Origin of the sequence: Neobacillus drentensis (assembly GCF_036965425.1) — a bacterium.
Taxonomy (GTDB): Bacteria; Bacillota; Bacilli; order Bacillales; family Cytobacillaceae; genus Neobacillus; species Neobacillus drentensis_F.
The window spans coordinates 69799-84736 of the sequence record NZ_JBALPP010000022.1; the positions used below are offsets into that span (position 1 = coordinate 69799).

Genomic DNA, 14938 nt, shown 5'->3' on the forward strand with positions numbered 1-14938 from the left:
CCTCTGCATTCGAAACCATTTCTTTTAGTCTAGCATATTAAAAAATGCACGACATTCCTAGAGAATTCCAGAAAAAATAAAAACCCGCTAAAAAGCGGGCTTAAGCCATTACTATTTCTTCCTTTTGTTCTGTTGCAGTTTTTTCGATTATGTCTCTTGCAATCCAGACGCCGCAGGCGCTTGCCTGGGCAAGCCCCCTTGTTATACCGGCACCATCGCCGCCAACATACAGGCCGCTGATTTCTGTTTCAAATCGATCATTTAATTTTGGTCTGGCGGAATAGAATTTCGCTTCCACACCATAGAACAAGGTATGTTCCGATGCAAGACCAGGTGTTACTTGATTCAATGCCTCTGTCATTTCAATTAAGCTCTTTAATGTGTTATATGGAAGGACTAATCCAAGGTCTCCAGGAACTGCTTCTTTTAATGTTGGTTCTAGGAATCCCTCTTTAATCCGTTTTTCAGTTGATCTTCTGCCCTTTAAGATGTCGCCATATTTTTGGACGATTAATCCGCCATTCGATAGGCTGTTTGCCAAGCGTGAAATTTCATGCGCATATTCATTCGGCTTATCAAACGGATCGGAAAATGTGTGCGAGACGAGCAGGGCAAAGTTCGTATTCGGGCTGCCTAGCTTGGGATCCTTGTAGGCATGGCCATTTGCCAGCATGATACCGGAGTGGTTTTCAACCACGACATGGCCTGATGGGTTGCTGCAAAAAGTACGCACCCTGGTTCCAACAGATGTATTAAAAACAAATTTTCCTTCATATAAATGCTCATTGATTTCCTGCATGACAATATTGGAAGTTTCCACGCGGACACCAATATCCACTTGGTTGCTAATCATTTTTAATCTGCGAGTTTTCAAAATATCGGAAAGCCATTTAGAACCATCTCTACCTGGAGTGATAATTACTTTATCAGCGTATATATATTGCTCACTTTTTAGTTTAATTCCCTTAACCACATGACCGTCCGGGGTTTTTTCTGTAAATAGATCTTCAACTTCTGTTTTAAATTTCATCTCAACCTTATCTTTTAAATATTCAAAAATACTTTTCAAGATTTCAAGGTTCTGTTCCGTACCCAAATGGCGAACCTGGGCACGCAGCAGCTTAAGTCCTGCAGCAAAGCCGCGGCGTTCGATATCCTTTACTTCCTCAGTTAACGGGTCAGTAATACTTTGGGTAGCCCCGTGCTGTAAATTAATCTCGTCCACATAGCGAATTAAATCTACTACTTGAGAGTCTGGCAAATAATCCGTCATCCAGCCGCCAAATTCACTTGTGATATTAAACTTCCCGTCCGAATAAGCACCAGCACCACCGAACCCATTTGTAATCGAACAGGCAGGCAAGCATCCGGCAAAATCCTTTTTCCCTGCAGCCGGCGGACATTTTTCAATTTTCTTTTGTAAAATTGGGCAATTACGTCGATAAATATCATGTCCTTTATCAACTAATAAAACCTTTGCGTTCGGCATTTTTAGTGTAAGTTCATAGCAGGCGAAGATCCCTGCAGGGCCAGCCCCTACTACAATCACATCATATCTCGTATTCATTGTCCAATTACCTCCAAAGTCGTTTTACTCAACATTGGTAAATATAGCATGCAATTCCCCTTCCGTCAACAATAAATACGAACTATTTTTTATATTATGTATAAAACGTTCGTGTTTAAGGTATTAATCTGAATGTTAGAACAATAACTAAGGCTGACTCCTCTAGTCAGCCTTTTTACATTTTAATATGCCCAGCTTGCGCCGATGATGATTAACAAGATAAATAGAACAACGATTAAGGCAAAGCCTCCAAACCCGCATCCTACTCCTCCATAACCTACTCCTCCATAACCTACTCCGGGATAACCGCCGCAGCCATCATATCCAAATCCATGACCATAATACATATAAGAATCACTCCTTGAGAAATTGTTCTTAATTGCTCTTTCCTCTGTTACTTTATGAACTAGGTACTTGACCTGTCTGTGCATTCGCCTATATTATGAAAGACAATGAAAATAAAGCAGGTGAATTAATGAAATCGATATTGAAAAATTTTATTAATGGCATTTTAACGATTGTGCCGATCATTCTAGTGATCTATGTTATTTATAAAACCTTTATGTTTTTAGATAGTCTGCTCGGAAATACGCTTAAGCCTTTTTTTAAAGATGATTACATACCTGGAATCGGCTTACTGACTACTATCGTATTAATAACTCTTTTAGGATGGATGTCTACGAAATATATAACTGGGAAAATTATCAAATTAATTGATAAGCTTCTCGAAAAAATCCCCGTCGTCAAAACAATTTATTCCGTGATTAAAGACACTGTCCAGTCGTTTCTAGGTGATAAGAAATCTTTTTCAAAGGTTGCCCTTGTCACGCTTCCTGGAACGGAAATGAAAAGCATTGGTTTTATTACATCTGATCAGTTGGAAACCTTCCATGACCCGCTTAAAGAACATGTGGCGGTTTATATTCCGCAAACCTTTCAAGTTGCCGGGTTTACCTTTTTAATTCCAAAAGAGCAGGTTGAAGTGATTGATGTGAAGGCGGAGGATGCGATGAAATTTGTCCTATCGGGCGGAATGACCTCCTCAAGTAAGCAAAATGGAAGAAATGCATAAAAAAAGCCGCATTGGCGGCTTTTTATTTTGCTTCAAATAGTTTTGAATATTCCCCGTAGCCTTCTTCTGCTAATCTTTCCTTCGGAACAAATTTAAGGGCGGCGGAATTAATGCAGTAACGTAACCCAGTTGGATTTGGACCATCGTTAAACACATGGCCTAAATGGGAATCTGCCGATTTGCTCCTCACCTCGGTGCGAATCATAAAATGGCTGAAATCCTGCTTTTCGGTCACTTCATCCTCATGTATCGGCTTGGTAAAGCTCGGCCAGCCGCAGCCGGCATCGAACTTATCGTGAGAACTGAACAGCGGCTTCCCAGAAACAATATCGACATATATGCCTTCCCGTGTTTCATTCCAATATTCATTGCGGAAGGGAGGCTCGGTCCCATTATTTTGTGTCACCTCAAACTGCATCGGTGTTAAATCTTTTTTCAACTGATTCAAATCTTTATCTTTCATTTGTGTTTCCCTCCCCAGTGACTTTGAATATATCCGGCTCGTCCTGAGCCAATATGATATCGTTCGTAATGGGCTGGATTTTTCTTATAATAATGCTGGTGGTACTCTTCAGCCGGATAAAAGGTTTGTGCCGGTAAAATTGGTGTCACAATCGGTTTGTTGAAGCGGCCGCTCGTCTGTAATCGTTGTTTGGATTCCTCGGCCTGTCTTTTTTGCTGCTCATCATGGTAGAAAATCGCGGTCTGATAGGATTGACCGCGGTCGTAGAATTGACCGCCAGGATCGGTTGGATCAATTTGCTGCCAAAATAGCTCAAGCAATTTTTCGTATGGAAAAACCTCAGGATCAAAGGTTATTTGAACCGCTTCATAATGCCCGGTTGTGTCACTGCACACCAGCTGGTACGTCGGATTTGCCACGGTTCCCCCTGTATACCCGGAAATCACACTTTTAATGCCAGGCTGTTCATCAAATGGTTTCACCATACACCAAAAACAGCCGCCAGCAAATGTAGCTAGTTGGTTGGTCTTTTCCATGTCCCCACCCCTTTGTTTACTTTGATTAAAAGTATACAAAATCCAAGTCCAAAAATAAAATTCCCTGACTGAGATATAAAAAAGACCGGATCAGTCATATTACTGGTCCGGCTTAAAATCGCTTAATATTTACTTCGCTGCTTGATTTGTTTATTAATATTCTTCCATTGCTTTCTGACTTCCGCTTGTGCCCGCTTATCTGATTTTCGTTCAATAAACGCAAGCTCTTTTTGCAGCTTGTTGTAGCTCGTCAGGCGTTCGAAAGAAAGTGTTCCTTCATGAATGGCCAGCACAACAGCACAGCCAGGCTCATCTTTATGCTGGCAATCACGAAATTTACATAGACCTGCTAATTCTTCAATATCTGAAAAGGTTTCTGAGAGGCCATCTGCACTCTCCCAAAGCTGCAGCTCCCTCATTCCCGGAGTATCGATTAACACACTGCCATTCGGTAATAACACCAGTTCCCTGTGTGTCGTCGTATGTCGCCCTTTATCATCGCCCGAACGTATCTCTTGGACCTGTTGCTTTTCTTCACCCAGCAATCGATTCGTTAAAGTCGATTTTCCGACCCCTGAGGAGCCGAGTAAGGCAATCGTTTTTCCTGGCTGCAAAAAAGGTTCAAGCTTTTCTAACCCTTCATTTGCTTCGGCGCTTATAGGTATCACCGGAACCCCGCCGAAGGCAATCGCTTCGACCTCAGCTGCCTTCTCGGTTACATTGGTGCAAAGGTCGGCTTTGCTTAAAACGATAACCGGGTTTGCTCCGCTTTCCCGTGTTAATAAGAGGTACCGTTCTAATCTACGTAAATTTAAATCCTCGTTTAAGGAATTGACAAGAAAAACCGTATCCACATTGGCTGCCACTATTTGTTCCTCCGCCTTATCCCCTGCCGATTTTCGTGAAAATTTACTATTTCGCGGCATGATTGCCTGAATCGTTCCCTTGCCTTCCGCCAATCTAGGCTTCAAGCTTACCCAATCGCCTACAGCGGGATAGTCCTCTCTCAACTGAGCATTAAAACTAAACTTTCCAGATACCTCACATAATAATTCTCCCTGCTCAGTCCATACTCTGTACATTCGTTTATGTTCCAGCGCAACCCGCCCCAGAAGACATTCGTCACTAGCTTCTGATTGTTCAAAATTATTTTTAATCGTTTCTGTTAAACCAATCATTTCTAAATTCATCTTTATTCCTCCAGCGAATATTTTTCCAAAACAAAAAACCATAGGCACACACAGCCCATGGCTTTATTCGCATACGAAAATAAAGACAAAAGTTCCTAAACGGATTGATTTTGGGCTGTGCAAACAATATTCAAATCTCGGTTTACATTCTTCACTTCAATTAACATTGCACATCACCCACTTTCAAGCATATTTGATACTAGTATATGTTTAAATTATCCATTTGTCTATAAAAAATGCAAAAAATCCATTTTGCGGAATGTGATGTAGGCACCTGACTAGTAAAGCATGAATAAATTAAGATGTAATTAACTAGCTGGGAGCTGAATCGTATGTCTGAAGAACGAACACATTCAGATTATCTTCAAAAGGCCGCGATGTATGATATGTTGGCGCAGTTTTATAAGTACAATGACCCAAACCTTCATATTCATTCCTATTTAAAACATGTGAAATACATGAACAAAGCCTTGTACATGATGAGGAATCATTCTCAGGAAGAAGCTATGGTCCGTTTCGTACACACCTCCTATGATTCCCCTGAGGTTGATATTTATATTAATGGGCACCGGGCAGTCCGAGAGCTTGGATTTAAAAATGCAAGTAACGCTCAATCCTTAAAAGCCGGGAAATACCATATAGATATTTATCCCGCCGGAAATTTAGTGGACAGCATCCTAAACAAAACAATTGCGGTAGAGCCGGGTAAATCCTATACCCTTGCTGCCATTGACTCTGTCAAGAAAATGCGTCTCCTACTGTTTGAAAATCATCCTGAAGTACCAACAAACGAAGCAAAAGTCCGCTTTATCCACTTATCACAGGATACCAAGGGACTTGATATTGCTGTCAAGGACCGAGATGTGATTTTCCCGAAAGTATCTTATAAGCAGGCAACGGCGTATTTAGGGTTAACACCTATGACGGTGGATCTGGAGGTGAGAGAAGCAGGCAGCAGGATGGTGCTTTTACCAATGCCTAAAGTCCAGTTTAAAGTAAATGAAAGCTACACGATTGTTTTTGTTGGCAGCTTAAAGGAAAATCCCGAACTACAATATATTACTTTAAAAGATGAATGAACAAAAAATAAGGTGCCCTCACAAGGCACCTATTTCACGGGAACTAATATTGTAAAGGCGATATCATCCTTTTTTAAATTAAATTTTCTCACTTTAATTTTGAGATCACTCTTAAGCTTCAAATTTTGCATTTTCACATAGACTTTTTTTTCATTCGGGCGAATGTCTACTCCCATTGGCAGTTTATAATTTTCACGAATAAAGTTTAACACATAGGAAATAGGGAGATTTAATCGTCCGATGGACATCGTCTTTTGTTTTAAGACTAAATCCCCATTTTTAAGTGCCTTCGGTTCAAACGTTAATTTCAAATTAATTTCTTCACTAAAAAATGGAAGAATGCCGTATAACTCCACTTCATCACCCAATACAACCCGATAATCAATCTTCGAATCGGCAGCTTCCTCCTGCAAATAATGATTGATTAGCCGATTTAAATCGTTTTTATTAGAATTGACCTCGAAGGAAACATAGTCTCCATTTGGGCCTTTTAATTTTCCGTTTTCTTTATCATCTGGCGGAATCATTATCAGCGACAGCACGATAATAACGCACAGAAGGTTAATTCCTAACAAGAGGAGAAAACCTATTTTCCATTTATTTTTCATAAAATCTAATTCTCCTCTGTACTAACCATATAAGGCTTCTTTTCAAGATCTGGAATCACCTGTTCACCGAAGGTATCATTCAACCTTTCGGCAATCAATTCATAACCTTTGTCATTTGGATGAAAATTATCAGTATACAGTAAATTTTCATTCGCATTTAAAAACACATCTTCAATGGGGACAAAATAGGCATTGGGATAATTAGCTATTACCGTTTTTCCAGCATTATTCCAATCAGAAACAATCGTATCCATTTCTTCAATATCAGGAAACCATTTTGTGAAAGGATTATATAATCCGACTAACACAATTGAGGCATTCGGATTCTCCTGAACGATGGTTTCGAAAATTTGGGTTAAATGCTTCTGATAAAATTCTTTTTCCTTATCAAAAACAGAAAGCTGCAGGTTGGAAAGATTGTCCCTAACCACTTTCATAACATCGTTTCCGCCAATCGTAATGACCACCACATCCGCCTTTTGCAGAACAAACTTCATATCTGGTGATTGAAGCCTTTTTAACAATTGGGTAGTACGATTGCCTTTGACACCATAATTATAGAAATCCACTTCTTGTATTCCTTTTTCTTTTTCCAGCAACGTGTCTAAATAGGGCAGGTAACCACCTTGCTTTGTACTATCCCCGACACCTTGCGTTAGTGAATCACCAGCTGACAGTACCGTTAATTTCCGCGGTAAAAAATCAGCGGGAACCGGCTCAAAGACTTCCGCCGCGGTTTGCTTAGCCGGATGGAGCGTCAAATGATTAGACCCAGAACAAGAAGATAAAAATAAGGCCGAGAGAATTAGAGGGGTGAAAAACTTCTTCATCTTTATTCACCTTCCTTCTAAATTATTGTTATTATATCACGATGAGAAAAATTCAAAACAAATATGCCTAATTTCCTTTTAAGGTAAAAAAATAGACCTCCTTAGAGATCTATTGCAATGTTTTGATATTATCGATAATTTCATCATACGGAACATCCTTAAAACCAGAATACGATTTTTTTATCTTTCCATCAGGCCCCACTAAGTAAAAATAGGTTTGATGGATGACCTGGTCCCCCTCTACTGGTTTTTTTACTAATGTCTTAAAGGTATTCATGGCATATTTCTCAATATACTCTTGAGAATAACCCGTTAAGAGTGTCCAGTTATGAAGGTCCGCTCCATATTGTTTAGCATAATTTCCAAGCTTTTCAGGTGTATCTACCGTTGGGTCTACACTAAAAGAAACAAACTCGACATTTTTTAAGCCTTCGTCCTTAACCATTTTTTGCAGCTTGGTCATATTTGCGGTCATTGGCGGGCAAACATCTGCACAATTTGTAAACACAAAATCCGCAACCCAGATCTTCCCTTTTAAATCCTTCAAACCAAAGGACTTATTGTCATTGCTGGTAGCAGAAAAATCTTTTACTGGCCAATTAACTGCACCTTCTATTTCTTTTTTTCCACATGCTGAAAGTAAAAGCATTAACATAAGTAGTACGACAAATGATAATCGAAGCTTCATATTTTCACCTACAACCTTTTCTTTTCCAATACGTGAATAGTTTAACAAAGATTAGAAAAAGAAGAAAGGAAAAGGCGCTTTAATCGATGACGCCTGTTTTCACTATCCTATTTTTTACATGCACCTCAAAGCTTGCTCGCTTATATAGTTCTCTCCATTCCTTTTTGGACAGATTTTTCCCGCGTAAATGTGCCTTATATTCATTACCTATTCCAACTGGATCCACGCCTAATTTTTGAAAATACTTTAATAATCCTTTAATGTCCTTTTCCATCGCTAGATTTAATTTCTTTTCAATAAACTTTACCGAGGATGGATTGGAAAAATCTAATGGTTCAGTCGATTCTAGCAAGCGTGAATCAAGTTTTACCTCAACCATAAATTTTAGAGTTTTCTTGTCTATCATTTTAAGCTTAGCATGACTATTGATATTATCAATGTCAATAAATAATTTGTTGTAAACATCCCGAATCGAATGCTCTCCTTTTTTCATTCGAATCTTTTCAAAATCAGAACGTTTAAAACCAAGTTCATGAGTCCCTGCCTTGTACCTATCGGATAAAATCTTTAAATAAAAGTGCTGTTTTGCGCCAAGCTCGGCGACATATCGGTCATCCTTAAAAAGGGCTAAAGCTTTAATGATTACATCTTGATTTTGAACTTTTAAAACAGGCAGCACCGGGTCTCTCCCTATATCATAATAATTATGATTGAATTCCTGCAGGGTGGGTGAAAGAATTTGCTCACTTTCAACATTTTGTTTGATTAAATTGTAAATGTAAGTTCCAAGGCTGATTTTAGTGTTTGTATTGTCCACATCCATAATCTCTTTAGCGGAGCCATCAGCAACTGTTAGATATACCATATTTCCGACCGTAGAGTCACGATTAAGTGCATCTACCAGCTGGATAACTCCTTTCTTTGCCAATTCCTTGCTATAAATAACACAGCGCATCTGTCCAGTGACTAGCTTTTGGTTTGATTTCAGATTCTGACCTTGACGTAAACCTTTACTCGTATTCGCTGTTGTGGAAATCATTCGTGTAATGTTTTGGGCCATCGGATCAAACTGATGAACGACCACAGTTCCTCTAATTACATTTTTCTTTTCTAAATCATAACCTGCAGCTGTTACGAGAGCCAATTTTTCAAGCTGTTTTTGCTCGACACAGCCAGAAACAAATAATATACCAAAAATCAAGACGGTGAAGAAAATTCGTTTACGAACCTTGAGCATTATCTGCTTTCCTCCTCATAAACCTTTTCTTCATAAATACCAAGGCAGACAGCATAACCGGATAACAAAATGCCAGAACAAATCCCATTTTTGCGACATAATCTGTCACAGCATTCATTTGACTCCGAGTATGTACGAAAAAAGCCAAAGCCCAGCCAAGAATCCCAATGAACCAAATTCCGTGTTTCTGCTTCAGATTGATGACCCTGCTAAATCCCTTTGAAGCTGCCCAAAGATAAGCACTCATATTGGGTACAATAATTAACATCCAAAAGGAAACAGCAATAAATTCAAATCTCTCCAAGTTAGGAAGCCGAACAATTTTAAACATCGATAAAACGGGCCAAATGGTACGAGCCAAACTATCTTCCGCAAAGAACATAATGGAAACAAGTGTGACAATGGAAAAAAGAATAGTTGTATATAAATTTCCTATTTGCGCATACAGCAGAGTATTTTTTTTATCCTTGATAAAGGGATAGAAAAACATTAATAATTCAAATCCCATCATTGATAGGGAGGAACCGTACATGCCTTTTATTAGATGTTTGATATCAACGTTTAAAATAGGAAATAAGTGGGTCGAATCAGCATATTTCATCGGTACAATGAGAACAGCTGCAAGCCACAATGTACCTAAAACAGCCAGAAAAGCTAATCCGACCACGACTCTAACTCCCCCTTGAACGGCATAAACAGACAAAGCAATTAGGACAAGGGAAAGTTGCCACGTCGGTAAGTTTGGAAAGATCCAAACCTGGACAATTTCAATATAATTCATAAAAATAGCAAAAAAACAGGCCGATAGGTAGACCATATAAATGATGTTCAATAAATTGCCTAACCATTTTCCAAACATATCAACTTGAATTCCATACAAATCTGCACTGTCATATTGTTTAAGCATGATAAACATGGCCCAAATAACAATGCCCGTAATCACCCCAGCGAGAAAGACGGAGATCCACGCATCATGCTTAGAATCTAAATAAACAATTCGTGGAAGTCCAACTATTCCCACCCCCGTTTGCACTTTATGAATAAAAAACATAAGGAGATAGGCGTTAAATAAAAGTCCTGTTCGTGGATGTAAATTCACCTTCATTTCGTACCGCTCCTATTCATCTACATCCTTCTTTTGTTTTGCCTTTTTGACAGGAAACCGATCATTGTCAACCGGCTGATTTGTTACGGGCCTTTTGGAAAGATACTCAAGGGGATACCTAAACATACTGTAACCTAAATCCGAAAGTCTCAGTGGATAGGCTGGAGATAAATAGGGCCGTCCCAAAGAGTCTAGTTTTAATAGATGAATCAGGAAGAAACAAAAGGCAACCATTATCCCAATCCCACCCCAAAAGCCGGCCAAAATAATAATCGGAAACCGGATGATCCGGATGGCCGTACCCATTAAATAACTCGGTGTTGTAAACGATCCAAGGGCACTAAGGGCAATAATAATAATTAAAATATTACTCGTAAATCCCGCATCCACTGCCGCCTGTCCGATAACGATACCACCAACGATACCCATCGTCTGTCCCACTTTAGTAGGCAGCCTTGCTCCCGCTTCTCTTAACATCTCAATAATAAATTCCAGCAGCAATGCCTCAAATACAGGCGGGAAAGGGACATTGGCCCTTGATTGCCCTAAAGAAACAAGCAATGGTGAAGGAATGACTTCATAATGGTACGTTAATACGGACACATATGCCGGCGTCAAAAGCACGGATAAAAAAATAGCTGATAGACGGAGCATTCGTAAGAAAAAAGCCATATTCCAGCGCATATAAATATCTTCAGTTGATTCAAAGAAGGTGAAAAATGGAGTAGGCCCATAGAGGGCTGCAGGACTGCGATCCATTAGCACTGCTACTTTACCACTTAATAAGCCAATCGAAATTCGATCAGGCAATTCCGTTGTCATTAACTGCGGAAATACCGACCAGCTATTGTTTTCAATCAATTGGCCAAGAACCGTGGTATCTGGAATATAGTCAACTTTTAAATTTGAAATTCTCTGCCTAAAGGTTTCTACATTATTTGGATCAGCGATATCCTTTATATAAACAATCTTAATTCTTGCTTTTACTCTTGTACTTACTTCAATATCCTCAAAGCATAATTTCGCATCCTTAACATTACTCCGCAATATATTCACATTAATTGGAAGGGACTCTGTAAACGATATTTTGGGACCGTAAACCAGTGCTTCTGTTTCAGCCTTTTCCAGGGACCTTTCAGCTGTCTTGCTTACATTTGCCAGCAGTCCGCATGGTTCACCCTCAACATAGATGTAGACACTTCCTTCGATAATAGACTCGACAATTTCTTTTAGTTGATTGGAAGCAGATAATTGAGCAATCGGAAGAATTTGCGCAACCTCTTCAACTGTCATACTCTTTGAAAAGTTTGTTTGCAACGATTGAAGGATAAATTCATCAAGGCTAGATTTATCAATTAAACTACTTAAAAAACTTGTTAAAATCTTTTTCCCATCTTTTTTTATGGTTCGAAAACTGATATCAGAACAGGAGGCAAGTTCCTCTTCTAATTGCTTTTTTAGTTCATCTACATCTAAACTATGCGATTTATGTTCCTCTGCCTGCTTTCTATCTGATCTCCATTTGAACATAGTCAACACCTTTAGTCCGTCTGTTTTTTTTATTTTTACCAAAAAACCAAATTATACCCAAAAGAAAACCAATGATACATTTCATAAGTTAGAAAGGTTTCATTCAGAAAATGGATATGATATTATGAATGAGTATTCATTCATGTTTTTGAAATATTGGAACCTTTTCACTAATGGAGGTGTTAATCATGAAGCGTTTTGGACCAATCATGGTTTTAGAAGGCCCAAATGCCAGCAAGGTCCCTTATTCCCGAAGCTTATTCATCAATGATTCCGAAAAGCTTTTGATCGATACCGGAGCCGACCCGAACCTTTTAAAAGAGATTTATGCGGATTACGGACTGGACTTAATTATCAATACGCATTACCATCCTGACCACACTCGTTTTAACCACGTGTTTGCAGACACTACAAAATGGATTAACCCAATTGAATTTGAAACGTCACGTTCGATTGAAGGGGTAGCGAAAGCAAATGGCGTATACCAGGAATGGGGCCAGATTGGTGTGGAGAAATGGAAAAAGAATCTCCCTCAGGAATGGGTGAAAAACCTCGGAGAAATAACAGGAACCTATGATTATGAAGTGGAATATCGCTTTGGAAAAGTAAAAGTACATTTTCTTCATACACCTGGTCATACAAACGGGCTTTCATGCCCTTACTTCCCGGAGCAAGGCGTTGTATTTACGAGTGACTATGACATGACCTCATTTGGTCCCTGGTATAACGGTACGGATGGGGATATTGAAGATTTCATCGCTTCCGGTAAACGATTGCTGTCCCTTGATGCTGACACCTATATTACCGGCCATCAAAAAGGAATTTTTTCTAAGCAGGATTTTCAGGCGGCGATGGATAAATTCCTTGCCATTATTGACCGACGCGATCAAACCATTGAGAAATATGTACGGGAAGGACTTTCCTTTGAGGAACTTACAAACATCGGCATTTTCTACCCGAAAAAAAGTTTGGAAAATACTATTTTTAAAACTTGGGAACGGAGCGGGATCCGGAAGCATCTGGTTCGATTGGGGTTGACGGTTCCTGAAGGTTCTGAAAAAGTGGTAAATGGTTGATTTATTCTTTAAATGTGGTCCTGGGATAAGTTGGGTAACATTAAGATTCGATTCGCAAATAAAATTCGAGTTATCGCAAGTAAAACTGTGAGATTCGCAAATAAAAATCGGCATTTCGCAAATATAACTAGATTATTCGCAAATAATAAGTTTTTTGGGTCAGATTTTAATGGTTTTTACATGCAAATTTCATATTTTTTAATCAATGAAAAATGATATCGGCGAATTTTTAGTGTTTATCGGCGATTCTGACCACTTTATCGGCGAATTTTCAAATTTATCGGCGAATCTAGCCAGTTTATCGGCGAATTAAAAAATCTATCATCCAGTAGAAATAAAGAGGATGTCAAAAGCTAGACTTTTTTGACATCCTCTTTTTTTATTCATAATAATACATTAACGCAAAAGCACCTGGGCCGGTATGGGTACTAACAATTGGGCCGGTATAATCTATTTCTATATCCTGATAACCGGTTAATTCTATTATGCTATTTTTTATTTTTGTAGACAGTTCATGTGCTTCGGCATGAGCAATTCCAACGCCGCGAATCGTCTTCCCTTTTACATCATCAGCAAACTGCTTGACCATAAATTTGACAACCTGGGAATGACTACGCACTTTAGTTACGGGGTTATATTCTGCTCCCTCTAGCGAAGCAATCGGTTTGATGTTTAATAGGGATCCGATAAAGGCCTTACCTTTACCAATCCTCCCGCCTTTTACCAAATTCTCTAACGTATCTACCATTATATATAACTTCGTATGCTCGCGAACCGATTGTAAACGTTCAAGGATTTCCTCCACACTTTTCCCCTGTTTGGCCATTTCGGCAGCTTCTTTTACTTGAAAGGATAAGGCCTTGGAAATAAATTGCGAATCGACCACCGTCACTTTTGTCTCTGACATTTGGGCCGCACTTTCTGCTGAGCGAACCGTGCCGCTCATTTTTCCGGTCATGTGGATGGATAAAACTTCATATCCTTCTTTCCCAAGCTGGTCGTAAACCTCTAAAAAGGCACCTGCTGGAGGCTGAGAACTTTTCGGCAATTCATTTGCAACGCTCATATTTTCAATAAATTCAGCTGGGTCTATATCAACCCGATCTAAATAGGTTTCTCCATTTATCGTTATCGATAACGGCACAATGACAATCCCTAATTGATCGGCCGTTTCATTGGAAATGTCTAACGTTGAATCGGTTACAATTTTAATCTTGCTCATTTGTTCACTTCCCTAATGTTACTGCTTTGTATTATACAGGTTTCGGGGATTGATTGGAACAAAATCACGGTTTTTGTGTTGTTTTGACACAAAAAGAACACCGGTTACCCGGTGCTCCCCTTACATTAAGCATTATTCTTTAATTCTGCCACGTTAAATAATTGTTCATAATCCGGCCATTTCATGACCTTCTTCAAGTAGTCTTTAAAGGAGTAGCATTTTTTCGGGCTTGGCTCCTTGTAGATTGACGTAATATACGTCTGTAAACGGACTTGGATCATAAATTTATAAGTACTATCTTCCCCCAATACAGGAATTTCGACGACTTTAACCTTCTGTCCAATATCATTTTTGAACTCTAGGCTTTTGAATAACAAAATATCAATCCTCTTTTTCACCCGTTTGACTATATTATACATCTTTTACCTCCCGAAATGTGTCTAAATATGCTTGGGTGGAAAAATAATTTGTGAATTTTTCAAATGTGTGGTTTGTTTTGATTAGGAATAATGGAGGGGTGTTTTTATGGTGACGTTCAGCATCTAGGAGCTTGGCTTTGGTGGGGTCTTGTTGCAGTAGGGACAGAGCTATTTTCCGAAGTCGATGCTGCTGAAGGATTGTTTGGGGCAATTTGGGCAAATATTTTTATACAATTCTGGAAGCTCCTTTTATAATTACTAGAGTGTTATTTATATCCTATTAAATTATTGATAAATAAGACCTTGAAATTAGATT

At 39.1% G+C, this 14938-nt stretch carries 16 protein-coding genes; 3 read left to right on the top strand and 13 right to left on the bottom strand.

Features of this window, described 5'->3' with window-relative positions; genetic code table 11:
* Positions 1–100: 100 nt before the first annotated feature.
* Positions 101–1567, bottom strand: a complete 1467-nt coding sequence (locus V7161_RS06415) for an NAD(P)/FAD-dependent oxidoreductase (RefSeq protein ID WP_335443255.1) — start codon at positions 1565–1567, stop codon at positions 101–103.
* A 182-nt stretch (positions 1568–1749) separates the two neighbouring features.
* The gene (locus V7161_RS06420) at positions 1750–1914 is read right to left on the bottom strand and encodes a YjcZ family sporulation protein (RefSeq protein WP_335443257.1); all 165 of its coding nucleotides are present in this window, start codon (positions 1912–1914) and stop codon (positions 1750–1752) included.
* A gap of 128 nt (positions 1915–2042) precedes the next feature.
* Here V7161_RS06420 and V7161_RS06425 point away from each other — a divergent pair, with 128 nt between their 5' ends.
* A complete protein-coding gene (locus tag V7161_RS06425) occupies positions 2043–2639 on the top strand; it encodes a DUF502 domain-containing protein (RefSeq protein ID WP_335443259.1) in 597 nt (198 codons plus the stop codon).
* A 22-nt stretch (positions 2640–2661) separates the two neighbouring features.
* Here the strand turns inward: V7161_RS06425 and msrB are convergent, their stop codons facing one another.
* The 3 genes from msrB to rsgA form a co-directional block, all read right to left on the bottom strand.
* Complete coding sequence (gene msrB / locus V7161_RS06430) at positions 2662–3102, bottom strand: peptide-methionine (R)-S-oxide reductase MsrB (RefSeq protein WP_335443261.1); 441 nt, start codon at positions 3100–3102, stop codon at positions 2662–2664.
* Positions 3099–3638 carry a peptide-methionine (S)-S-oxide reductase MsrA gene (msrA, locus tag V7161_RS06435; protein ID WP_335443262.1) on the bottom strand — a complete coding sequence of 180 codons (540 nt, stop codon included), beginning with the start codon at positions 3636–3638 and terminating at the stop codon, positions 3099–3101. Before msrA ends, msrB begins: the two co-directional genes overlap by 4 nt.
* A 122-nt stretch (positions 3639–3760) precedes the next feature.
* Positions 3761–4828, bottom strand: a complete 1068-nt coding sequence (rsgA, locus tag V7161_RS06440) for a ribosome small subunit-dependent GTPase A (protein ID WP_335443263.1) — start codon at positions 4826–4828, stop codon at positions 3761–3763.
* Positions 4829–5160: 332 nt separating this feature from the next.
* On the opposite strand from rsgA, the gene V7161_RS06445 reads away from it, so the two are divergent.
* Complete coding sequence (locus V7161_RS06445; protein WP_335443265.1) at positions 5161–5907, top strand: DUF4397 domain-containing protein; 747 nt, start codon at positions 5161–5163, stop codon at positions 5905–5907.
* Positions 5908–5936: 29 nt separating this feature from the next.
* Here V7161_RS06445 and V7161_RS06450 read toward each other — a convergent pair whose 3' ends face one another.
* The 6 genes from V7161_RS06450 to V7161_RS06475 all read right to left on the bottom strand — a co-directional run bounded on the left by V7161_RS06450 (position 5937) and on the right by V7161_RS06475 (position 11905).
* Complete coding sequence (locus tag V7161_RS06450) at positions 5937–6515, bottom strand: YpmS family protein (protein ID WP_335443267.1); 579 nt, start codon at positions 6513–6515, stop codon at positions 5937–5939.
* A 5-nt stretch (positions 6516–6520) separates the two neighbouring features.
* Positions 6521–7345, bottom strand: a complete 825-nt coding sequence (locus V7161_RS06455; RefSeq protein ID WP_335443269.1) for an SGNH/GDSL hydrolase family protein — start codon at positions 7343–7345, stop codon at positions 6521–6523.
* Positions 7346–7454: 109 nt separating this feature from the next.
* The gene (locus tag V7161_RS06460) at positions 7455–8033 is read right to left on the bottom strand and encodes an SCO family protein (protein WP_335443271.1); all 579 of its coding nucleotides are present in this window, start codon (positions 8031–8033) and stop codon (positions 7455–7457) included.
* Between the two features lie 79 nt (positions 8034–8112).
* Positions 8113–9270, bottom strand: coding sequence for a Ger(x)C family spore germination protein (locus V7161_RS06465; RefSeq protein ID WP_335443273.1), 1158 nt, complete (start codon positions 9268–9270; stop codon positions 8113–8115).
* Complete coding sequence (locus tag V7161_RS06470) at positions 9254–10375, bottom strand: GerAB/ArcD/ProY family transporter (RefSeq protein ID WP_335443275.1); 1122 nt, start codon at positions 10373–10375, stop codon at positions 9254–9256. The genes V7161_RS06465 and V7161_RS06470 overlap by 17 nt, the downstream gene beginning before the upstream one ends.
* A gap of 12 nt (positions 10376–10387) precedes the next feature.
* Positions 10388–11905 carry a spore germination protein gene (locus tag V7161_RS06475; protein WP_335443277.1) on the bottom strand — a complete coding sequence of 506 codons (1518 nt, stop codon included), beginning with the start codon at positions 11903–11905 and terminating at the stop codon, positions 10388–10390.
* Between the two features lie 188 nt (positions 11906–12093).
* Between V7161_RS06475 and V7161_RS06480 the strand changes: the two genes are divergently transcribed.
* Positions 12094–12981 carry an MBL fold metallo-hydrolase gene (locus tag V7161_RS06480; protein WP_335443279.1) on the top strand — a complete coding sequence of 296 codons (888 nt, stop codon included), beginning with the start codon at positions 12094–12096 and terminating at the stop codon, positions 12979–12981.
* Between the two features lie 379 nt (positions 12982–13360).
* Here the strand turns inward: V7161_RS06480 and V7161_RS06485 are convergent, their stop codons facing one another.
* Positions 13361–14203, bottom strand: a complete 843-nt coding sequence (locus tag V7161_RS06485; RefSeq protein WP_335443281.1) for a DegV family protein — start codon at positions 14201–14203, stop codon at positions 13361–13363.
* A gap of 125 nt (positions 14204–14328) precedes the next feature.
* Positions 14329–14580, bottom strand: coding sequence for a DUF2535 family protein (locus tag V7161_RS06490; RefSeq protein WP_335443349.1), 252 nt, complete (start codon positions 14578–14580; stop codon positions 14329–14331).
* Between the last annotated feature and the right edge of the window lie 358 nt (positions 14581–14938).